This is a genomic window from Photobacterium satsumensis (assembly GCF_050336935.1).
In the GTDB taxonomy this organism is placed as follows: Bacteria; Pseudomonadota; Gammaproteobacteria; order Enterobacterales; family Vibrionaceae; genus Photobacterium; species Photobacterium satsumensis.
Map to the genome: position 1 here is coordinate 2,340,687 of NZ_JAKJSK010000006.1, position 21,681 is coordinate 2,362,367.

Sequence of the window (21,681 nt, forward strand, 5' to 3'; positions counted from 1 at the left end):
TTTACCTTCGATAAATAAAAAAGCCTGAGCAATGCCCAGGCTTATTATTTAGTTTCTTTTCAGAGCGCTTATTCTGCTGCTATTGGCTTAATCTTGAAGAACAGTGCATAGTTCAACGGAATAACAACCAAGGTCAGTACCGTCGCAAACAGCAGGCCAAACATGATGGTTACCGCCATGCTCTTGAAGAACGGGTCAACCAGCAATGGTGCTACACCAAGAATGGTGGTGGTCGCACCCAAGATCACCGGCCTGGCTCGGCTCATCGCTGCATCAATAATGGCATGGTAAGGGGCCTTGCCTGCACGTACCTCGTTGTCAGCCTGATCAACCAGTACAATCGCATTTTTCACCATCATCCCGATCAAGCTCAGGAAGCCTAATGTGGCCATGAACTCAAACGGGGTCTGGAAGATGATCAAGCCGAACGCGACGCCAACAACCGCGAGCGGAACCGTCAGCCAGATAACCAGCGCCTGTCGGATACCATTGAACATGAATACCACCGCCAACACCATCGCTGCGAAACCATAAGGTGCTGAAATCATCAGGCCTTCATCGGCTTCTTTGGCATCTTTGTATTCACCGTGCCATTCAAGCTGGTAGCCAACCGGTAATGGCATGTTTTCGATTTCTGCCTTGATTGACTCAAATGCTGTTGATGTCAGTACACCTGGGGCAGGATCAGCCTGCGCCATAATGGTTGGGATACGGTCTACGCGTCTTAGCATTGCATCTTGCCACTCGACGTTATTTGACTCGACCAGCTGGCTCAACTGGATGAAACTGCCTGCCGTTGAACTAAATACTTGAGTCTGTTCAATTACATATTCGTGAGTGCGTTCATCTTCTGGTGCTCGAACAACAATAGGAACCAGATTATTGCCTTCGCGGTAAACGCCCACTTGTTTACCTGTTAATGTCTGTTCAATCGCGCTATTCAAATCCTGGGTCGTTAACCCGAACTGCTGCATTTTTTCCGCCGAAAACACAGGACTCAGCACTGGCACTTGCTGGCGCCAATCATCTTGTATCGCAATCAGGTTTGGATTGGTATTCATCAACGCTTTAGCTTGCTCGGCCAGTTGGCGGAGTACAGCACTGTCTGGGCCTTTGAAAGCGGCTTCAATTTTCTTGCCACCACCAGGACCCAACATGAACTTCCACACATTGATCGAGGCATCTTGATAACGCTCGCCTAATTCAACCTGTAATTCGCTAACCAGAGACTCAATAATGTTGTGGTCGTCGACATCGACCAAGAGTTGGCCATAACTTGGGTTCTCAGGTTCGGCCGAGTACGTCAGCATAAAGCGCAGGCCACCTGAACCGATAAAGCTAATGGTATTGGTGACGCCGTCTTTGGCTCTCACATCCTTTTCAATATCGAGCATGATGCTTTCGGTGCGCGAGATATCTGAGCCTTGTGGCAGGAAGACATCAATCGCAAACTGTGCCCGCTGTGATTCAGGCATAAAGCCCGGAGGAACATAGCCGAACGCTTTAACACCCATAATGAAAACCGCAATGACCACCATGATGCTGGTTTTTTGGTTGTTGAGTACTTTAACCAGCACCTTTTGGTACAGCGTGCTGACTCGCCCTGGCTTAGCATTAGCCTTCTTTGCATTGATTTTGATAAAGTCATGGCACAGTAATGGGGTAACAGTAATGGCCAATACCCAGCTTAGGAACATCGAGTAGAGGATCACCCAGAACAGTGAGCCGGCATATTCTCCCATGTTTGATGGCGACAAGCCGATAGCGCTGAAGGCACAGATCCCGACGATGGTTCCACCGAGTAGCGGCCACTTGGTTTCTTCAACAACTTCTGCAGATATCTCTTCACGAATTTCTTTGTTATGGGCATTCGGGTTCTTCTGTAGACGGGTAAGAATGCCGTCCGTGACCACGATGGCGTTATCAACCAACATCCCCAAGGCAATGATCAGTGCACCCAGTGAGATACGCTGCATGGCGATGTCGTCAATCAACATGACGATCAGTGTGCCGGCAACGGTTAACACCAGGACAAAGCCAATGATGATACCGGTACGTACCCCCATAAATAACAACAAGACTACGAAAACAATGACAACCGCGGCAATCAAGTTATTGATGAAATCGGCAACAGACGCCTTCACCGATTCTGACTGGATCGACACATCGTGCAATTCAATACCCACAGGTCGCTGGCTTTCCAGTTCGGCGATACGAGCAGTGACCGCATCACCCATCTCGACAACATTGCCGCCGGCGACATTCGAGATCCCAAGGCCAATCGCACGCATGCCGTTGTAACGCATCAGCACGGATGTCGGCTCTTGGTAACCACGGGTGACCGCCGCGATATCACCAAGGCGCATGACGGTGTTGTTTTCACCAATACCAATCTGCAAGTTCTTCAGGTCATCGAAAGTACGCACGCTTGAGGTTGGCACCACGGCAACGCGCATGGACTCGGTTTCCAGCGTACCTGCCACTGTGACCATATTTTGCTTTTGCAGCACTTGATAGACTTGTTCGGCAGAGAGGCCAAATTGCTCTAGGCGGGCGCTGGCGATCTCGACAAAAATGCCTTCCTGCTTTTCTGCCATGGTGGTGGTTTTTGACACCCCTGGCACCAGTACCAGGTCTCGCCTTAGCTCATCAACATAGTCTTGCAGCTGTTTGTCAGAGTAACCTTCACCGGTTACCGCGTAGAACTGGGCAAAGACATCAGCAAAGTCGTCGTTGACTATCGACGGACCGGCTCCCGGCGGCAGCATACGCTGGGCATCATTGATTTTTCTACGCAGCTTATCCCAGACTTGCTGCAGTTCGGCATCGGTTTTGGAGAAGCTGCGTTTGATTTCAACGGTAACCTCCGACATGCCTTGCTTGGAGACCGATGTAACCTCTTCCAATTCTTGTAACGACTGCACCGCTCCCTCAATAACATCGGTGACCTCGTCAGAAACTTCTTGTGCGGTGGCGCCTGAATAAGGCGTCACAATTACCGCTTGCCTGATCACAAACTCAGGGTCTTCAAAGCGGCCAAGCTTGAGGTAGCTGAGATAGCCCCCGATTATGGTTAGAGCAATCAAGACCCAAACGCTGGTGCGCTTCGCTAATGTGTACCGAGCGATATTCATTATTTAGCCTCCATCAGAGTGGGTCTTACTGTCATGTTTTCAGATAGATTTGCAGTGCCTGCCACGACGATTTGCTCGCCAACTTCTAAGTTCGCAATGACTTCTACTCGACTTCCTTTTAGCGTACCTGTTGTGATGTGGCGCTTTTCCAGTTGGTTATCACTGTTTACTACCCATAGGTATTGCTGGCCTTGGTTATCGGGAAGCACCGCTGACAATGGGACCGAAATAGAAGACGATACTGTTTGATTCTCTTCACCCGGGACAACCCGAACAGTCATGCCTGGTAAAACCGTTGTGTTTTTGAGGTCAACAAACCCCATTGTTACCTCGTAGGTTTGGGTAACCGGATCAGGCTTGGTTGAGTAGGTTTTTAACGCCAGTTCAAACTGCTTGCCCGATAATATTGGGATAAGTGCCATTACTCTTGGTTGTTGTTGTTCGTCTTTAAGCATCAGTCTTTCTGGTACATCTATTACCACTTCCATGTCGCTTAGGTTATGGATAGACAGTACAGGGTCGTTGGCTTGCACCAGCACATGGGTATTGCGGTGTTTGCGGCTGATCATACCGTCGAATGGCGCAAGCAACTGTGTTTCTTCCAAACGGCGTTTGGCCTCGTCTAGGCGGTGGTTAGCTAAACGGAAACGGACTTCTATCTCTTCAAGCTGGCTTTTCGAAATCGCCTGGCTGGATTCAAAAATGGATTTAGCACGCTGATATTCGGTTTGTGTATTGCGCATTTCAATCTTCGCCGAATTTAAATTAGTTTCGGCGTCTTTGGGATCCTGCTTAGCCAGCAGATCCCCTTTCTTTACTTCATCGCCTTCCTTAACCAATATCTCGACCAAGCGACCGGAAGAGCGAAAGGACAGATCGGCTTGCTGAGCGGCTTGAACGGTACCGCTTAGGCTCATTTCTGATGTATAGGAAAAAGTGACAATCTCAGTCATAGCCGGGCGGACAACAGCAGCCTTTATTTCTGATTCTGGCTCTGCGTTACAACCTGTTAAAATGACGACAGATAGCGTTAGGCTAATCGCGACTTTTAATAGTTTGTAATTGGGCAAGGTTGGAAGTGATAACTTCATTGCTGCTGTCTCCGGAATAATATGTATTTATCTAGGTATTTTTATTGGGTTGTTTCATTTAACCGTTTAGTGTGGTGAACGGCTGCTTTTGATGTGGCTTATGGTAAAGATTGCCCTGTGATAACACTATGTTTAAGAGATATTCATTTTTGGAGAGGATACCTTTATACAAGGTGATTTTATTTTAAAAACAGTGGTATGAGTGGTATTGGTGGTGTTGGCGTGAGTTTGTAATGATGTGTTTGTTGAGTGAGGGGCGTCATTGGGTTAGTGGTGGTTTTCGTTGTCATCGCTCTAAAGGAGGTGGTTGTAGTGTAAATAGAACGCTAATAAGTGATAAGGAAGTTTAATAGGTATACGCTTAAGTCGACACGAAAGATAGTAATAATGAGCAAGGCCCAAAATAGTGATTCATATATAACGTTGAGCTTTACCATAGTTGAAACGCCTTAATTAAAATATATAGCAATTAGGTGTTTTTATATTTTCTAAAACACTTAATTAGCATGGATTATAACTTCATGTTTATTGACGTGGAGTTTAGGGAATAATGACTAAATTAGCTACGGTTAAGAGAAATTCAAATTTGAACATTCGTGGTTAGCCCTCTTTGTTAAAGGCGGGTGGATAGCTTGGATCCTGTACCTTGAGGTTACTGGTATATTCAATAACGGAGTAAATGGCGTGTTACATCAAAGATTGAGCACATGCTTTGCCGTAGACTGGGGCCTGTTTTAAATTTGTATTGTTTTTGTAGCTAAATAGCTTTTGAAAGTTGAAGAGTGAATGAGCCAGAGTGATATCCTGCAAAAAATAGCCAGTTTCACGTCGATTGAGCAGGCGCTCGATTACTTTGAAATCGGCTTTGATAGTAAGTTTATCAATGAAAATCGTACCCAGCTGGTAAAGCGCTTTAATGGCTATTTATTGATTTCAAAGCCTGATGATTGGTTCTCTGCCCGACGGGCGCTGAAAAATGCTTACTGCAAGGTACAGCGGAGCCGACTGGATCGCCATACTCGCTCCGCTTGTCGTGGCTGTACTTCGTGCCAGCGTCGATAAACGCTGATAGCGTGCCGAATCAGCAATGACTGACTCGGCAGTAGGTGGTTGCTGTTTCCCCGTCGCCTGACTTAGATAGGCACAACGAGAATATCAACAGGAGATTTATTGATAAGGTGTTTGGAGTAAGAAATGATATTGCTCCAGAAGTCATGGTGATGGCCGCAGATGATCAGCTCAACACCATTTTCTTGGATGATATCTTGTAGCTTGTTGCTCAAGTCACCGGTACCAACCAAGAAGTGCTTGATGGGGTAGTCAGTATTGGTTTCAAATGCTCTGAGGTGTGCCATTTTGGGATCACCCAAAGGGTTTTCCTCGGGGGATTTTTTGATATCAACCAACTCTGGGTAGATTTCCCCGTGTGTGCCGTCAATGTGGACAAAAGAGACGTCTGCATTGAGTAGCTTTGCTAGAAAAACAGCCCTATCAATTAGCACGTTGGTTTCTTCAGTTAGTTCAAGTGCAACTAGGATATGTTTGTACTTCATCACTACGCCCTCCTGCTTAGTAAACTGACCCAAGTCACTTTTAGGTGTTTTGGGCTATATCCCCAGCATAGTTCGAGACAGAAAAAAATAGTGTCGAAGATGTCTCAGAATAGCTAAAATGCATATAATTGATTGATATGTAATACAATAATGCCGAAGTTTAAGTCTGTGAATTCCACGAAATGCAAAAGATAATCTTGGGCAGAAGCCACTCCTTTCGCTGAGTGTGAATGATGCATTGCCGGTGAGTTAGTGATCCGAAAGCCAATCAGTCGGTGACATACCCGTGACTTTGCGAAATGCGCGGGCAAAACCAGAGCGATTACTGTATCCCACCTCTTCGGCAACATAAGTTAATGCTTTGCCTTTTTTTAGCAGGCTTTGTGCCAGCTCGATACGCCATCTCATTTGATAATCACCCGGGGTTGTGCCCACGACAGACTTGAATGACGCCATAAAAACCGTCCGTGACATTGCAGCCTCGCTGGCAAGCTGCGTCATAGAGTATGTCTGATCGGGCTCGTTATGGATAAGTGAGAGAACCCGCGCTAGCTTGGGGTGAGATAGCCCCGCGAGCATTCCATCATCTAAGGTATTTTGTTCAACACAGTGGCGAATGAGTAAAACCAAGAGGACTTCGCAGAGCCTATCGACTATCAGTTTCTTTCCGGGCTGTTGAGCAAAGGCTTCCGCAAACAGCTGTTCGACAATAGCCGAAAGAGAGCTATGTGTGGTCAAAGAGAGTGCCATCAATGGAGGGAGAGCGGTGGTAAATAAGTTATCTGGGCCAGTGCCGTAATGTACGGTAGCACACACCAGTTCGGGGCTGTTGTTGTCATTCTCGGTGTTACTAAGGGAGGCTTGTGGCTGGAGAGTATGTGCCATTGGCCGCGGAATAAAGATCAAGCTCGGTTCATTGAATTGATGATAGGTATTGTTGGCATCGACAACCGTCAGGGCATCACCTTTTAGAAGGTGAAGGTGGCCGGAAGCGATTGTTGGATCATCAAATCGTGAGATACCGCAAAGTGCACCGGTATAAAATACCCCGGCTTTTGCCGAGAAGTACTGCATCAACTGGGAAAGGTGATCTACTGCTGGTTCTGCCATGCTTTGTCCTCCGTAGGGCGGTCAAGCCTGCAATATCCGTACTATTGGTATCAAGTATAGGACTTATGTATCCCCGTAAGCCGGAATTAGTGGCTAGATTTACATCTGTTATTAATGACTGGAGAGTCACCATGGCAATTACCACTTCTAGGCTACGAATTTTGTCTGCAGCTTCACTCTTGAGCTTTTCCATGACCGTATTGGCGGCAGATATTGATATCAATGCTGATGAGAATGACTTGGCAATCAAAGGGTATGATCCCGTTGCGTATTTCATCGATAAAAAAGCAAAAGTGGGCAGTAGTGATTACCGTGCCACCTACAAGGGTGCCACGTATCATTTTGTCGATAAGCAAAATATGGAGAGCTTTCAGGCCAACCCTGCCGGTTATGTGCCTCAGTATGGTGGCTTTTGTGCATTTGGTGTGGCAATGAACAAGAAGTTTGATACCGACCCACAAGCGTGGAAAGTTGTCGACGGAAAGCTATACCTTAACCTAGATAAATCGGTGCAAAAACGCTGGCTGGAAGATACTGGAGGATATATTACTAGCGCCGATAGTAACTGGACGAAAATCAAGTTGGTTGAAGCCGACAAGTTGTAGTCCTCAAAATGGCATTGATTTTCTCTAATTTCTATTGTGGTCACAGCGTGGCAGGGGGGAAATTGAGTATGCTGAGTATTGTCTATAATCACTATTGTTATGGGCAGTACTTCCGCCCCGTTTATTTGTGAAGGAAAGCAAATATGACCTGCCAATTTGCTGTGGTGACGCCTGACATCACCTTAATGATGTCGGCATGGTTCAATCAAGATTTCCGCCTTTCAAACGACTTCCCTGTTTAGTCTCTGCTCGGGCTTGCCCGGAATTTAATCCATTTGAACTGAATACAGCAGTGTGACTTTCGCACCTGTTGAGTTAACTGTTTTTTGTCACAGGCGAATAGCTTGTGAATAGCGCTATTGGAGAAAAGAGATGAAAAGGATCCCAGAACCGTTCCGTATCAAAATGGTAGAACGTATTCGAATGACGGATGAAGAGGATCGCCGCAAGGCATTGATTGAGGCCGGGTATAATCCGTTTATGCTGCGCAGCGAAGATGTGTATATCGACCTGTTGACTGACTCGGGTACCGGGGCGATGAGTGATAACCAGTGGGCGGGATTAATGATGGGGGATGAGTCGTATGCCGGAAGCCGTAATTATTACCATCTTTGTCAGGCAGTCGAACATTTCTTTCGTTACAAACTGACAGTGCCGGCCCATCAAGGCCGCGGCGCAGAGCAAATCTTATTTCCCTGTTTGATTGAGCGGATGCGACAGATAAGGGGAGGGACGGAAGCCATTTTCCTTTCCAACTTCCACTTTGATACCACCGCAGGCCATATTGAAATGAGTGGGGGAAAGGCCATTAACCTGCTTACCGAAAGTGCATTTCATACTTCAACCTATGATGATTGGAAAGGCAACTTTGATCTCGAGAAGCTTGAAGCTGCGATTGATCAATATGGCTCGGTGAACATAGCAGCCATTATCACCACCGTGACCTGTAACAGCTCGGGCGGTCAGCCTGTGGCGATGGAAAACATGCGGGCGGTGTATGAGCTTGCGCAGAAGAATGATATTCCGGTGGTGATTGATTCCGCCCGGTATTGTGAAAATGCGTATTTCATTAAACAGCGTGAAGCAGGTTATTCGGATAAATCGATCTTAGAGATTATCCGTGAAATGTATCAATACGGCGATATCCTGACGATGTCGGCGAAGAAAGATCCCATGGTGAATATAGGCGGCCTTTGCTGTATTAAAGATCATGAAGGATTGTTTCAGGCAGTAAGAACCCGTTGTGTACCGATGGAAGGCTTTGTTACCTATGGTGGTATGGCCGGGCGGGATATGGAAGCTCTGGCGCGGGGGCTATATGAAGCCGCTGACGAAGATTTTCTCCATTACCGGATCAGCCAAGTGAAATACCTGGGTGAGAGGCTTCGCGAGGGGGGGATCCCTATTCAATATCCAACTGGCGGGCATGCGGTGTTTGTTGATGCCAAGAAATTGCTGCCACATATCCCAGCGCATCAGTTTCCGGCCCATGCCCTGTGTAATGAGCTTTATCTTGAATCTGGCGTTAGGGCGGTTGAAATCGGCTCGCTGTTGATGGGAAGAGATCCACAGACAGGAAAACAGAAAGACACCGCTCTGGAGCTGTTGAGGTTAACTATCCCACGGCGGGTATATACCAATGATCATATGGATTATGTCGCCGATGCCTTGATTGCCGTTAGCCAGCGGGCCAGTGAAATACGTGGACTGGAATTTGAATACGAGCCACCAGTATTGCGTCATTTCACGGCAAAATTGAAGCCGATCTCTGATTAGCTTTATTCTGGCGCCGGTAAATAATCGTCATATTGATGGGATAACCACCGTGAGCCATCGGCTTACGGTGGTTTTGACGCACTTCTAACGCAGCGATGACGCTATACCCACAATCAGCGCACTACAATGATGGTCAAGTTAAGAGAGAATGCTAACTAAGGAAATCATGATGAAAAAGACCTTACTTGCACTGATTGTGGCTGGCTTCGTACTGGCGGGATGTGATCAACAAGCCACATCAGAGTCCCCATCTCAAACAGAGTCAGATGCAGCAGCGGTAGTGGAAAGCCAAGATCAAGTAGATGAGGCTTCAACGGCAGAAGTGCCTGTTACTTTGCCGGAGGTAGAAGAGCAGCCGGAAGTGGCGCAGCCCGTCGCTGACCCAGACCACAGTTCCCGTAACGCGCTGGATTGGGATGGTACCTACACCGGTATCTTACCTTGTGCCGACTGCGAGGGGATCAAGACTGAGCTGGTGGTAAAAAAGGATGGTACGTTTATCCTGACTGAGGTGTACCTGGGTAAGGAAGGCAATGCCTTTGAATACGAAGGGTCATTCAATTGGAATACGGCAGGTAATACGATTGCATTACCGGGAGCTGGTGACGATGCGGTGCAGTACTTTGTCGGCGAAAACCAGTTGTTCCGATTAGACCGAGAAGGCAACCGGGTAGAAGGCGATTTGGCGAGCCACTACGTGTTGCGTAAACAGTAAGTGATAAAGAACAGCCATCGAAAGGTGGCTGATAAACTCAGAAGGAGTTAGTTTTGAACTAGCTCCTTTTTTATATTCAATGGCTTATAACCATAACATTCATTCCTTCCCTAAACTTAGTAGACCCCTTTGCGAGTCCATAGTTGACTTTATACGGTCTTTTGTTCTGTATAATTCGTGCGTCATTCGGATTTTTGCCTTACAATGGCTTATCCCCTTAATTGTTTGTAAGTGATTTTAAGTTGATGACGCAAGATGAACGACTGATTTCCATGCACACTTGGTTGCTAGAGCAAAAGAAAATAACGCTAGCCGAAGTATGCGAACGATTTGGTATATCCCGAGACTCCGCAAGGCGCGATCTAGTTAAACTTACGCAGCGGCCAGGCATACAGAGAGTTCGTGGCGGCGCCATTTGTGTTCCTGTGTCATCCGAATCAAAGGCGTACCAAGAAAAGTCGATTAATCAAGTTAAGTTAGATATTGGCCGAGTTGCGGCAAGCTTGGTTGAACCCCATGACTATATTGTAATGGATACTGGAACAACGCTATCAGCGATGGCGTCTTACCTGACATCTCCCCTGACTGTTGTTACCAATGCAGTGGAGTGTTTAATCACATTATCGCAAGTTCAAGGCATCGATTTACATTTTATTGGCGGCCACTTTAATAGCTTCCACCGTGCCATGCTGGGTACTACTGCTATTGGGCAGTTATCTCAATATCGGTTGAATAAAGCGTTCATTGGGGTGTGCGCATTGTCTGAGTATGGCGTATCGACGACCAGCGAAGAAGAAGCATCAATGAAAAAGGCTATGGTAGAACAAGCACAACTTGTTGTTCTTGTTTGTGATAGCAGCAAGTTTGGACAGCAGCATCTTTTTAAAGTGTGCGATCTTGAAAAGGTCGACATCATAGTAACCAACCAGTATCCACCTTCTCCAATCAGCGACATTATTGAGTCAAACGACATTCATCTCATCGTCACCAACCAATCAACAGAGAGCTAGATAGTATGGCCTTTACTCCAATCAAAACTGCCGTTATCGGCTACGGGTTTTCTGCAAAAACGTTCCATATTCCATTTGTCAGTACCATGCCAGAGTTTGAACTGGTGGCGATTAGTACCAGTAACCGTGATGCAGTCGCCAATGATTGGCCCGATGTACAACACTTCGCTTCCGCGGATGATTTACTCATTCAATCGGATGCCGAATTGGTGATTATTACCGCGCCTAACGATGTACATTTTGACTTGGCCAAGAAGGCGCTTGAAAACGGTAAGCACGTCATAATTGAAAAGCCATTTGTTACTCAGGTTGCAGATGGTGAAGCACTCATCGCATTGGCTGAAAAGAAAGAACTGGTTCTGAGCGTGTACCACAATCGCCGTTGGGATGGAGATTTCTTAACCGTTAAGAAGATGATTGAAGATAAACGGTTTGGTGATTTGAAACATTTTGAATCTCATTTTGACCGTTTCCGCCCTGAAGTCCGTCAACGCTGGCGTGAACAGACGACAAATGGCGGCGGTATCTTGTTTGACTTAGGCTCTCATTTAATCGATCAGGCCCTCGCGCTATTTGGTGTCCCTGATGCCATCACCGCTCATTGCGAAATAATGAGAGAAGGCTCGACCAACGTTGATTACTTTAATGTTGTGATGCATTACCCAAATCACTTAACCACGTTACATGGTGATCTTTTCAGTGCTAGCCCAAATAAGCGGTTCACGATTAAGGGGACAAGCGGGAGCTATGAGAAGTACGGGCTGGATCCACAAGAAGAGCGCTTAATTGCTGGTGTATTACCTAACGCTGACGGTTGGTCTGATGAAACACCAAATCAATATGGCCACTTTTATCATGCTGAAGGGAGTGAAACAGTGAAGACTGAGCGCGGTTGTTACCAACAATACTTCCTACAAACCGCTCAAGCGATCCGTTTCAACACTGCGCCTCCAGTGAAGGCTGAAGAAGCACTTTGGAATATAAAATTGATCGCGTTAGCGATGGAAAGCAGTCAGTTAGGCCAAACATTAACAGTGAAAAAGTAGTGGTGAGAGGATCACTCACGAAGAAAAAAGATCTGGCACTTGCCAGATCTTTTGCGCGCTATTTGTTTACCTGAAAACTAGTCAATAAGTTCGACATCTGTTTTCGGTACGCAGCAACAGGCCAGTACTTTTCCCGATTCTTTCTCTCCAGGCAGTAGGGCTGGGACATCCGGTTGGTCAACTTCGCCTGACTCAAGGGTCATCTTGCAAGCACCACAAAATCCTGCTCGGCAACTGTTGGACACGTTGAGACCCGCGGCTTCAGCCTGTTCCAGCAACGTCTTTTGGTTATCGCCACTAAACAGATTACCGTTAATGCTGATAGACACGGCTTGGGTTTTGTTACTCTGGCGAGTGATTGGGCCAAAAGCTTCTTGGTGATAGTGTGTGGCATCCAAGCCCGATTCGAGCAATAGGGACTTTGCACTCTCCATAAAACTATTCGGACCGCAAACGAAGACTTGTCGCTCCGCCAAGTCTTGAATCAGATCTAGATGATTTACTTCAAGGCGGCCAGACAACCCTTTCCAGTTTCTATCCGGACGGCTGAGGGCGATCATTACTTTCAGCTGCGGGAAGCGCTTTTCCAGAGATTTCAGCTCTTGCAGGTAAGGGATATCGGCTTGTGAGCGACACTGGTGATAGAAAACGATGTCACGCACTTGCTCATGGTCAGCCAGATAGCGCAACATCGAAATCATTGGTGTCACGCCGCTGCCAGCAGAGAGCAACAGCAGCTTGTCGGTATGGTGGCCTAAATGAAAACTGCCATCAGGCTGCTGGGCCACTAAGGTATCGCCTACTTGGAAATGGTCATGAAGCCAGTTCGAAATACGGCCGTCATCGACACGTTTTACCGAGATCCCATAGCGGCCCGGGCGTGAAGGGCTGGAAGATAGGGTATAGCGACGGGCAACGTACTCGCCGTTGATTTCTACCTGTACTGGCAGGTGCTGTCCCGGTTGGTAAGTCGGTAGTGATTGTTGTTTGGCCGGTTCCAACCAGAATGTACAGAAGTCGCGGGCGATCTCTTCACGTTCGACACAAGTTAGGGTCAACGCTTGATTGCCGTTGTCGAGGTAAATCTCTTTTGGTTTGGTCTCAAGTACTTCAATGGTATCGCCTGCTCGGATGATGCCTTCGTTGAGGGCAACCAAGTTTTGGCCAAAATAGACTTCGCCACTGCCGTCTGAGCGGAAGGTCGATAGGGTATTAAGTGGCTCTTTGAGCGGGTTAAATTTGCCGGTGGCAGGATCTACTGTGGTCAGAATACACCGAGAGCAAGGTTTCACTGCTTCAAATTCGACTTCACCAATGCGGATCCGTTTCCAGCCATCTTCTGCAAAAGGCTCAGTGCCAGATACAACCAAGTTAGTACGGAACTGATCCATGGTGTGGCTTTGCGGACTACGCGCATTGAGCGCGTCAAGTGAGGCTTCGCTAATAATCAGCATTGGGTAGCCATCGGCAAAGCTGACATGTTGGTTGATTTTGGTTCTCAGGCGCTGAGATTGCTCACCGGTAAACAGTAGCTGGACGGGTTCGCCGATGACTTGGCTGAACCATTCGTTGGCTGCTTCGGTGGTGAGGTAGGCAGTGAAGGTGTCTTTCCATACTGTTGCTGAAGTTTCGGTCATCTCAAAATCAGCGTATGGCAGTTTTAGTAACGGGTGCCCGGGGTAACTGAGCATTAATCCATTGGGCACGAGTGCCGCTGTTACTTTAACCAATTGCGGGTGTTTTCTTGCCGTGATCATACTGCCATCTAGTCGGGTGACCATAAAACGGCGGTCAAAGCTCAACCCTTGTTGCTCAACCCATGCTTGAGACTGACTTATTCCTGCTATTGATTTAACCGGAAAAACATTAAGTTGGCTTAGCGTCGGGATATTGGCTGACTTACTCACAATTATTATCCTTGTGTATTCACTTTTATCGACGGCACCATTCTAACAAATAGTTTTGGCTAAGGAATAACGCTGGCGAAATTATGCTTTCAGCCTTTAATATTTCTGGGTATTAATTGAGCTGGAATGCGAATTTATGCTTCGTAAAGTTATGCCTATTTACAATATTTATGATCAAGGCTATGAATTCTATGAATATTTCTAATTAAGAACCCTGTTTGGTCGTTCATAATATCCGAGTAATAATTTATTTAAAGAGGGAGCTATGAACCTATTACGGCATTATGGGGTAAGAGCCAAATTGTTGGCATTAATCGCCACTGCAGTCATTTTAATGCTATTTAATACAGCATTTCAGGCTAATGAGAGTTACCAAAGCGATATTGCCGATCGTAAGTTGTTGATGCAGGAACAAGTGAAAGCGGCTATTTCCTTGGTCCAATACTATTCGGACAAATATCCACGTGATCAACTGACTGCCCAGCAGGAAGCAAAATCGGCTCTTGCCGCAATGCGCTTCGAAGGGGATAACTATTTTTGGGTTATTGCCACGGATAATACGCTAGTTATGCACCCACTGCGTCAACAGCAGGAAGGGCAATCAATGCAGGCTATTACAGATGCCTCGGGCAAGCAGCACTGGCTGGAGATGACCACTATTGGCCGCCGTGCAGGCAGTGGTTTTTTAGATTATGCCTGGATTGCACCGAGCGGAGAGATATCTGAGAAAATCTCCTATGTTGAGAATTTTGCCAAGTGGGGATGGGTCGTAGGAACCGGTGTCCATTTCCTGGATATAGAAGAACGCTTTTTGGACAGCGCTGTTTTCCAGTTAGGCGTTAGCCTTGTTGTTGTCTCGATTTTGGTTGGCCTAGGGCTTTGGATCAGCAATGATATTAGTCAGCCGATCCAGTTATTGACCGATAGAGTGCGAAAGCTTGAACAGGGCGACCTGACCCAGAATTTCACGATGGATCGTCGTGATGAAATTGGTCAAATCGCACAAGTACTCCATCAAGCATCTTCTTCTATGCGAACGACTCTACAAGCAGCAAACCTCAATGCCCAGCAGTCGGTGAGTATGGCAGGGACTATCGCAGCAGCCAGCGAGCAGTGTGCTCAATCCATTACCGAGCAAAATCAGCAGCTAGCTCAGTTGGCAACGGCGATGGAAGAGATGAGTGCAACCATTACAGATGTTGCCCAGAATGCCGAGACGGTTTCATCCTCGACCGCAGAAATTAATGCCCAGGTTGCCGCTAGCAATCAGCGTATGGTACAGGCGATGACTGCGATCCACAGCGTTTCAGAAGGCATCGTAAATTCCGACCAGCGTGTTGGTGAACTAAAGGATGGGGTTGAAGAAATCGGCAATGTGACTCAGGTGATTCAAGGAGTTTCTGAGCAAACCAATTTGCTGGCGCTGAATGCCGCGATTGAAGCAGCCCGTGCCGGTGAGCAGGGACGTGGATTTGCTGTTGTCGCTGACGAGGTACGTAATCTTGCAAGTCGTACCCAACAGTCGACGATTGAGATTCAGGATACAATCGATAAGCTGACACAAAGTACGTTAAATACAGTGAAGTCGATGGCAGAAAGCACCGAGCAGACGCAGCACAGTGTCGAGCATACCGAGCAGGTGCAGAACGAACTCAGCCGCATCGCAGGTTTAGTGACAGATGCCAACGATATGATCATGCAGGTTGCCACGGCGGCAGAGCAGCAGGGTACGGTAACTGAAGAGGTCAACAATACGGTTAACCTTATCCATACCGCGACTGAGGACATCAATAAGGCAGCGCAGCACTTGGCATCGGAAAGCCAATCATTGAGTGAGGCAGCAGCGACTTTAGGTGATCAGCTGAAGCAATTTAAAGTGTAATTTTCCCCTCAAAAAATAGGCAAACCCCATTAAAGCTCTAGTCGATCGGCTAGAGCTTTTTTTATGAAAAGTTTACGGAAAAGAACGATATAGCTTCCAGTGTTGCAATTTATAGCATATGCAGTGTCCGCTGGTGGGATATCCACCCATAAACCTGATACCGTTCTTATGTTTTTATCCTCACCAAAGGGAGGAGTGAGTATGTGTTCAGCCTTAGGTTTAATCGCGACTGAAAACACAGTATTAGGGGTGAATTACGATTTCCTGTTTGACCATGGTCTGGTGGTGCTAAATCCACGCCATGTAAACAAATGCGATAAATTGCCGCTTGGCAAGCGACTTTACTGGAAGAGTTTGTATGGTTCGGTCACCTTGGTGCAATTTGGTTGTGAATTGCCCTCTGGCGGTATGAATGAAATGGGGTTGAGTATCCATTTGCTTGAACAGCGCGATGCTGTTTACCCGCCACTGGATAAATCTGAGCGTGTTTTGAGTGAACTGCAATGGATTCAATATCAATTGGACATGAGCCAAAGCGTCAAGGACGTCGTCGCCAGTTTGGAACATGTGAAGTTACAGTCCCATTTTATTGATCTTCACTATGTTGTTGCCGATAGCGTCGGTCAAGCCGCCGTTATTGAGTTTGTTGACGGACAGATAGAGGTGACACGCTATGATGCAGGCCATTCTCTGGTACTGACTAACCATAGTTTGGCAAAGTGTAAGCTCAATCAAGGTGAAGCAGGAAAGATTGCTGAGAGTGCTTCGTTATCCCGTTTTTTTCAGCTGAAGGATATGAGTTCGTCTTACCAGCAATGCTGGGATCCTGAATCATTTATATTCAATTGCCTTAATGACGTGGCGATTGCTGGGAAGCAATGGGAATCGGATTCGAAGCTTAACACCTTGCGCGGTGTAGGCCGCTTCAGGACTTGCTGGCAGGTACTTTTTTTTCCGGCTAAGAAAACAATGAAATTCAATCATTATGCGAATGGAAATGGATTCGAAATCAGCTTGGCAGACTGGGACTTTTCAGTAATACAGAGCCGCATGAGCGGTGAGTTCAATTTACTGCCGAGTGATGGAGAAAAACTGAACCTAACCCGGTATACCCAAGATGAAAACCGCCGCATAGTGGAAACATCATATCAGCCTTATCGGAGATATTTTCCTGATCAGTTTGTCGAGGAGATTGTCCGCTTTCCTGATGAATTTATGCTATCAGAGTGATGTCTTTCAATATTGAGCAGTGGCTAAGCTGGTGGGCAGCAATTGCCGCCCACTTAACCATTTGGTTAGGCTTATTTAGTCAAAGCTTGATTCAGCCATTGGTCAAATTGCCCCTTCGGTAGCGCGCCATTGATTGTCTCGACCATTTGGCCGTTTTTGAACACCATGATAGTTGGAATACTGCGGATGCGATATTGTGCCGCCAGCGCTTGCTGCGCTTCAGTATCAATTTTGACAAAGCGCACATCGCCGTTACGCTCTTTCGCAATATCTTCGAAGATCGGGGCGAAGCCAACGCATGGATTACACCATGGGGCCCAGAAATCAACCACAACAGGCTTGTCGCTTTGGATAAGGGCAAGGAAGTTATCCGTGGTTCCTTCAACGGGCATGCCATCGACCAAGCGATCCTTACAGGCACCACAAGTAGCGATATCGTTCACTCGCTCTGTTGGAATACGGTTCATAGCCTTGCAGTGAGGACAGCGGGTAGTCATTGTAGTCATAATCGGGTTCCAGTAAGTCTTGTTACTTACTAATTTAACGACTACCCAAGTATAAGCAAAGCAGGATTAACAGATTACTTTGATAGAAATAATCTATCGATTAGATTTACCTCAAATTCTACGGTCGTTTCATTGTTGTTCGATATAATTCATTTGGGTGAAGGCTTAATGGATCAGCCCAAGTTCTTTAGCTTCCTCAATCGTTAGGCCACTGGCTCGAATGTCACGAAGCATCTCAATACGGCGACGCGCCTCAGCCTGCTGGCGTTTGTTTTGGGAGATGTGCGAAGCGGTTTCATCTTTGAAATCCCACTTGGAAGACACATCAGACATCTCATTGTGGTCGATAGAATTGATAGACACATTAACCTCCTAAATAATCCCTGCGTCGAAATCAACTTATCTTTATCAGACGATTATGACGGCGTTAAGACGTTCAGATCGACTTTGTGACACATCCCAAAATTGTGCAAATTCTATGAAAACTTGCTTTTCTCTCCAACCAAACAGGGGTAGTGTTGATTGTTCCACCCGAGTAAAAAATCATGTGGTCAGATCACTTTTTCAAGCGTCCAATATCTCATCGCTGACCTCGCTAATTTATTGCTACTAATAGTTTAATAAATGAGCTTGTAACTGGTTGTTTATTAATGTTTTTGCTCGCGTTTTGTTATGGTTGTTTATATCGTGAGCATTTGGGTTTGTTGTGGGTTTACAGTACCCGAAATATCCCTTAGTATTCGTCGCACTTACGGAGAGATGGCTGAGTGGTTGAAAGCACCGGTCTTGAAAACCGGCATACGTTTGTAGCGTATCTAGGGTTCAAATCCCTATCTCTCCGCCACATTTCAATAGTCAGTAGTAATACTGGTTATTTGACCTTCTGGGTAAGCAGGGTTCAAATCCTCCATACCCAGAGCGTCTCCACCACATTCTAGAAATTGGGTTTAATGCCGGATTTCATACAGAATTGGAGCGGTAGTTCAGTTGGTTAGAATACCGGCCTGTCACGCCGGGGGTCGCGGGTTCGAGTCCCGTCCGCTCCGCCAACGACATTAGCCCGATGCGAAAGCATCGGGCTTTTTCGTATTTAACGCTCCCGAAAGTGCTGCGCACTTTTGTCTGCGGGCCGGGGTGCCGGACCATCAAGTCCGTCCGCTCCGCCACTACACTGAAGCCCTTGTCGAAAGACAAGGGCTTTTTTGTATGCGTTGTGTGTAGAGAGGAGAAAGGCGTGAACCTTTCTCCTTTTTATTAGCTGCTATTATCGTGATAATGGCTTATTGGTTTTCACTTCGAATCAACGGGATGGGCGCGTGGATCTCTGTTGGTGGAACGTCATGAAGCTCCGTTTCGCCGGTGACATGGTTGTGATAAACACGTAATGACTGACCGCTATGCGTGGTACCCATTACAAAAATACCGTTTGAATAACGGAGTACACCATTAATAACATCAAAATCAGCGAAGGCTCCGCTTTCTAGTAGGTTATCGCTATTATATTGATCTGTTCTTAAGTCAATATAAGACAGGTGAGCTTCATTCAGATCGTCACTCTTTTGATATATATACAAAGCAGCTTTGTCACCGGTATAACTCGGAATGAGCTCACCCGTTGGGTTGTTATCGTGAACTAAAGGCGCGATTGTTTTCCTAATTGGGTCAAAGGTAATTACACCTGTGACAGCGTCAAATTCATTTTCCGAGATGAGTGCAGAATAATTGCCAGTGAAATAGCCTTTACTATCGCCTTCGTACATATCCGGGGTAAACGAATAGCCTTGGCGAAGAACTGGTTGAAGAGGTACTAAATCACCGGTATCTAGGTTGACTATTTGTGCAACTCGTAAAAGGTTGGTACCGGGGTAGTCATCTGAGACATCTTTACTGTATTCAGTGAGTAATAAGTTTTTGTACTGTAATGAAGCAGCATTCCATATGTCTCTTTCTAGGCCTGAATTCACTCGACTCCAATCCTGACCGTCGGGACTATCTTTACTCGCAACATACAGATCTATTGTGCTGTTATAGCCAGCCCGACTATGACTTATTGCGTGGAAATCACCAGAGTAAGCGAATGCTTCCGGATTGCTATATCGCATATCGGTACCTTCGCGTTCATAAGGGCTACGGAACTGGTTGTCTTTCCAAATTAACAGGCGCTCTTTAGATACAGAGCTTGTTTTGCGGAACTTATCGCGACGAGGTATATATAAACTTTCCCCTTTGGTATCGGTTTTTAAAACACCATAACTTTCTGCGTAGTAGTCTGTTAACTCATCGTTATAAATAAAGTCTAGACATAATGGTTGTGCATCAGCCTTACCAAATGGCAGACTTATAATATGACAGTCAATTCTTCTGCCATCATGGGTGAGATTTAGGTCAGGGAAGTATCCTTTGAGAATTAGTTGGTCACTCATCGCAATCGCTTGGTCAACATCACATCGGAAATATGGCTGATTAATCTCGAATACTGTTTCTACATCGAGTTTTTCTTCTGAACCTGTCATTTTGACTAGGTCTTTACATTGTAGATTGCTTAGGTAGTTATCTTCAGTCGATAATGATTGCTGGCTATTGCTTTGGGTTAAATTACCAAAAGCAAACCCTTGAGCATTCTGAGTGTTAATTGTGTAAGAGTAATTATCGTCTTTGCTGTCATCGCAACCAAGTATAAATAAGCTTGTAATTACAGCTAAATATGTTTTTTTCATTGTTTATTCATTAATTGTTTTATTATAAGAAGCTCAAAATTAAATTTCTTAGTCTTGAGGTGAAAGTAAAGCTTTATAACGCTTTTCAATGTATGAGTGAGAAAGTAGTATATACATAAATAGGTTAAATATTTATTTTTGAAACAATAGTTTACAATAATAATTAAGGTGCGTTTTTATTTCTTACAGATTGTATGTTGAGGTTCTATTCTTAACCACTTTTAGGTTAATACTGTTTCAGCATTAATTTACTTTTGTTGCTGATGGTGATTTCCTATTTGAAAGCAGTAATAATAACCCCTTGTAAATTAATTGCTATTAATTGTTGTTAATTGTTCTGCTTTAATGTGAGGGTGAATGGCGTTTTTTGTAAAAAGTAAACCTTAGGGAAGTGTTCCTATTAATCACGAAACATTGCAACTATGTACTAACTTTTTATCAGCAATAGTAAGTACTTGTTTTTCTATTTTGGATATTATCTCTGACGTTTGTTCCCACGTGTTCCAGTAAAGTTCGACAAAAATAGACTGAGGGTCGAACGTCACTATTTCTGATTTATCTCGTCGGCTTTCCATGAGTAGTTTCGGTAGCATTGTCCAAGCTAAACCGTGTTTTACCGCATCAAGCAGGACATGGGAGCTAGGGAAGTAATGGGTTCTTTGCTGTTTATGTTTTACATCATAGAGCGACAAAAAACGGTCAACCAAATCATCATCCCTATCAAAGATAGCGACAGGGGCTAAATCAAGTTGCTCCTTACCAACGCCTGCTTTGAAATAGCGTTCAAAGTATGCAGGGGAGCATACTGGAACATATTCAAGCTGACCCAAGTATCTCGTCTTGCAACCACCAATGTGATTAGCCTTTGAAGTGATAGCCGCAATGACATCGCCATTTCTTAGCAACTCTTGGGTTGATATTGTATTTGATGTCCGAATGTCAAAAGACAACTGTGGCTGGTCGCTAAAGCCTTCCACGACCTCCATAAACCAGCAGCTTAAACTGTCGTGATTGACCGCAATAGCAAGAGAAAGGGAATTTCTATCCGTGTCCTGCTTCAGGGCAAGGCTCAGTTCATTTTGTAGCAGCAGCATGCGACGCGCATAGCTCAGCACTTGCTTTCCTACCTCAGTCGTTTGCGGCGGGGTGCTACGTACCAAAACAGAGTGTCCTATCCGGTTTTCCAGTGACTTAATACGCTGCGACACAGCGCCGGGAGAGATGTTCAATTGGCGTGCGGCATTATCAAAGCTTTGGCCATCAACAATAGCGATTAAGGTTTCCATTTCCCGGTGATCTAGCATGGCTTAATCCCAATCATGTTTAGAAAAACTAAAGATATATTAGTTTATTTAGTTTTATTCAATATGCCGGGCTGCTTATGATTCTGTTTAAGCAG

General features: G+C 45.8%; 17 protein-coding genes, 2 tRNA genes and 1 pseudogene. 11 read left to right on the forward strand and 9 right to left on the reverse strand.

Features of this window, described 5'->3' with window-relative positions:
• Nucleotides 1-68: 68 nt before the first annotated feature.
• The gene (locus L4D79_RS10585; RefSeq protein WP_428651050.1) at nt 69-3,134 is read right to left on the reverse strand and encodes an efflux RND transporter permease subunit; all 3,066 of its coding nucleotides are present in this window, start codon (nt 3,132-3,134) and stop codon (nt 69-71) included.
• Nucleotides 3,134-4,225, reverse strand: coding sequence for an efflux RND transporter periplasmic adaptor subunit (locus L4D79_RS10590; RefSeq protein WP_428651053.1), 1,092 nt, complete (start codon nt 4,223-4,225; stop codon nt 3,134-3,136). The genes L4D79_RS10585 and L4D79_RS10590 overlap by 1 nt, the downstream gene beginning before the upstream one ends.
• A 786-nt stretch (nt 4,226-5,011) precedes the next feature.
• On the opposite strand from L4D79_RS10590, the gene L4D79_RS10595 reads away from it, so the two are divergent.
• The gene (locus L4D79_RS10595; RefSeq protein WP_428651055.1) at nt 5,012-5,287 is read left to right on the forward strand and encodes a nitrogenase-stabilizing/protective protein NifW; all 276 of its coding nucleotides are present in this window, start codon (nt 5,012-5,014) and stop codon (nt 5,285-5,287) included.
• A gap of 71 nt (nt 5,288-5,358) precedes the next feature.
• Here the strand turns inward: L4D79_RS10595 and L4D79_RS10600 are convergent, their stop codons facing one another.
• Complete coding sequence (locus L4D79_RS10600; RefSeq protein ID WP_428651058.1) at nt 5,359-5,778, reverse strand: universal stress protein; 420 nt, start codon at nt 5,776-5,778, stop codon at nt 5,359-5,361.
• 249 nt (nt 5,779-6,027) lie between these two features.
• Complete coding sequence (locus L4D79_RS10605; RefSeq protein WP_428651060.1) at nt 6,028-6,888, reverse strand: AraC family transcriptional regulator; 861 nt, start codon at nt 6,886-6,888, stop codon at nt 6,028-6,030.
• 131 nt (nt 6,889-7,019) lie between these two features.
• Here L4D79_RS10605 and L4D79_RS10610 point away from each other — a divergent pair, with 131 nt between their 5' ends.
• The 6 genes and pseudogenes from L4D79_RS10610 (at nt 7,020) to L4D79_RS10635 (ending at nt 12,040) form a co-directional block, all read left to right on the forward strand.
• Nucleotides 7,020-7,493 (forward strand): YHS domain-containing (seleno)protein, encoded by a 474-nt coding sequence (locus L4D79_RS10610; protein ID WP_428651064.1) that lies wholly within the window; start codon nt 7,020-7,022, stop codon nt 7,491-7,493.
• Between the two features lie 372 nt (nt 7,494-7,865).
• Complete coding sequence (locus L4D79_RS10615; RefSeq protein WP_428651067.1) at nt 7,866-9,269, forward strand: tryptophanase; 1,404 nt, start codon at nt 7,866-7,868, stop codon at nt 9,267-9,269.
• Between the two features lie 169 nt (nt 9,270-9,438).
• Nucleotides 9,439-9,984, forward strand: coding sequence for a copper resistance protein NlpE (locus L4D79_RS10620; RefSeq protein ID WP_428651070.1), 546 nt, complete (start codon nt 9,439-9,441; stop codon nt 9,982-9,984).
• A 272-nt stretch (nt 9,985-10,256) separates the two neighbouring features.
• Nucleotides 10,257-10,388: pseudogene (locus tag L4D79_RS10625) on the forward strand (DeoR family transcriptional regulator); the annotation flags it as partial.
• 21 nt (nt 10,389-10,409) lie between these two features.
• Nucleotides 10,410-10,994 (forward strand): DeoR/GlpR family DNA-binding transcription regulator, encoded by a 585-nt coding sequence (locus tag L4D79_RS10630; RefSeq protein WP_428651761.1) that lies wholly within the window; start codon nt 10,410-10,412, stop codon nt 10,992-10,994.
• A 5-nt stretch (nt 10,995-10,999) separates the two neighbouring features.
• On the forward strand, nt 11,000-12,040 hold the full coding sequence (locus tag L4D79_RS10635) for an oxidoreductase (RefSeq protein WP_428651072.1): 1,041 nt from the start codon (nt 11,000-11,002) through the stop codon (nt 12,038-12,040).
• 77 nt (nt 12,041-12,117) lie between these two features.
• Here the strand turns inward: L4D79_RS10635 and L4D79_RS10640 are convergent, their stop codons facing one another.
• Nucleotides 12,118-13,947 (reverse strand): MOSC N-terminal beta barrel domain-containing protein, encoded by a 1,830-nt coding sequence (locus L4D79_RS10640; protein WP_428651075.1) that lies wholly within the window; start codon nt 13,945-13,947, stop codon nt 12,118-12,120.
• A gap of 265 nt (nt 13,948-14,212) precedes the next feature.
• Between L4D79_RS10640 and L4D79_RS10645 the strand changes: the two genes are divergently transcribed.
• Complete coding sequence (locus L4D79_RS10645) at nt 14,213-15,829, forward strand: methyl-accepting chemotaxis protein (RefSeq protein WP_428651078.1); 1,617 nt, start codon at nt 14,213-14,215, stop codon at nt 15,827-15,829.
• A gap of 201 nt (nt 15,830-16,030) precedes the next feature.
• The gene (locus tag L4D79_RS10650) at nt 16,031-17,059 is read left to right on the forward strand and encodes a linear amide C-N hydrolase (RefSeq protein ID WP_428651081.1); all 1,029 of its coding nucleotides are present in this window, start codon (nt 16,031-16,033) and stop codon (nt 17,057-17,059) included.
• Between the two features lie 71 nt (nt 17,060-17,130).
• On the opposite strand, the gene trxC is transcribed toward L4D79_RS10650, so the two are convergent.
• Together trxC and L4D79_RS10660 are read right to left on the reverse strand one after the other, a co-directional pair.
• Nucleotides 17,131-17,565 (reverse strand): thioredoxin TrxC, encoded by a 435-nt coding sequence (gene trxC, locus L4D79_RS10655; protein WP_428651084.1) that lies wholly within the window; start codon nt 17,563-17,565, stop codon nt 17,131-17,133.
• A gap of 165 nt (nt 17,566-17,730) precedes the next feature.
• Nucleotides 17,731-17,928 (reverse strand): hypothetical protein, encoded by a 198-nt coding sequence (locus L4D79_RS10660; protein ID WP_039460297.1) that lies wholly within the window; start codon nt 17,926-17,928, stop codon nt 17,731-17,733.
• 390 nt (nt 17,929-18,318) lie between these two features.
• Here L4D79_RS10660 and L4D79_RS10665 point away from each other — a divergent pair.
• Both L4D79_RS10665 and L4D79_RS10670 read left to right on the forward strand, forming a co-directional pair.
• A tRNA-Ser gene (locus L4D79_RS10665) sits at nt 18,319-18,409 on the forward strand.
• A gap of 128 nt (nt 18,410-18,537) precedes the next feature.
• Nucleotides 18,538-18,614: transfer RNA gene (locus tag L4D79_RS10670), tRNA-Asp, on the forward strand.
• Nucleotides 18,615-18,845: 231 nt separating this feature from the next.
• On the opposite strand, the gene L4D79_RS10675 is transcribed toward L4D79_RS10670, so the two are convergent.
• Nucleotides 18,846-20,282, reverse strand: coding sequence for a hypothetical protein (locus L4D79_RS10675; RefSeq protein WP_428651088.1), 1,437 nt, complete (start codon nt 20,280-20,282; stop codon nt 18,846-18,848).
• Nucleotides 20,283-20,686: 404 nt separating this feature from the next.
• Nucleotides 20,687-21,586, reverse strand: coding sequence for an ArgP/LysG family DNA-binding transcriptional regulator (locus L4D79_RS10680; RefSeq protein ID WP_428651090.1), 900 nt, complete (start codon nt 21,584-21,586; stop codon nt 20,687-20,689).
• Nucleotides 21,587-21,681: the final 95 nt, after the last annotated feature.

Bases quoted from the DNA above. Each gene is read 5' to 3' on its own strand.
- L4D79_RS10600 (WP_428651058.1), bottom strand. From the start codon at position 5,778: ATGAAGTACAAACATATCCTAGTTGCACTTGAACTAACTGAAGAAACC.
- L4D79_RS10675 (WP_428651088.1), bottom strand. From the start codon at position 20,282: ATGAAAAAAACATATTTAGCTGTAATTACAAGCTTATTTATACTTGGT.
- L4D79_RS10615 (WP_428651067.1), top strand. From the start codon at position 7,866: ATGAAAAGGATCCCAGAACCGTTCCGTATCAAAATGGTAGAACGTATT.
- L4D79_RS10620 (WP_428651070.1), top strand. From the start codon at position 9,439: ATGAAAAAGACCTTACTTGCACTGATTGTGGCTGGCTTCGTACTGGCG.
- L4D79_RS10650 (WP_428651081.1), top strand. From the start codon at position 16,031: ATGTGTTCAGCCTTAGGTTTAATCGCGACTGAAAACACAGTATTAGGG.
- L4D79_RS10635 (WP_428651072.1), top strand. From the start codon at position 11,000: ATGGCCTTTACTCCAATCAAAACTGCCGTTATCGGCTACGGGTTTTCT.
- L4D79_RS10610 (WP_428651064.1), top strand. From the start codon at position 7,020: ATGGCAATTACCACTTCTAGGCTACGAATTTTGTCTGCAGCTTCACTC.
- L4D79_RS10585 (WP_428651050.1), bottom strand. From the start codon at position 3,134: ATGAATATCGCTCGGTACACATTAGCGAAGCGCACCAGCGTTTGGGTC.
- L4D79_RS10590 (WP_428651053.1), bottom strand. From the start codon at position 4,225: ATGAAGTTATCACTTCCAACCTTGCCCAATTACAAACTATTAAAAGTC.
- L4D79_RS10680 (WP_428651090.1), bottom strand. From the start codon at position 21,586: ATGCTAGATCACCGGGAAATGGAAACCTTAATCGCTATTGTTGATGGC.
- trxC (WP_428651084.1), bottom strand. From the start codon at position 17,565: ATGACTACAATGACTACCCGCTGTCCTCACTGCAAGGCTATGAACCGT.
- L4D79_RS10605 (WP_428651060.1), bottom strand. From the start codon at position 6,888: ATGGCAGAACCAGCAGTAGATCACCTTTCCCAGTTGATGCAGTACTTC.
- L4D79_RS10595 (WP_428651055.1), top strand. From the start codon at position 5,012: ATGAGCCAGAGTGATATCCTGCAAAAAATAGCCAGTTTCACGTCGATT.
- L4D79_RS10645 (WP_428651078.1), top strand. From the start codon at position 14,213: ATGAACCTATTACGGCATTATGGGGTAAGAGCCAAATTGTTGGCATTA.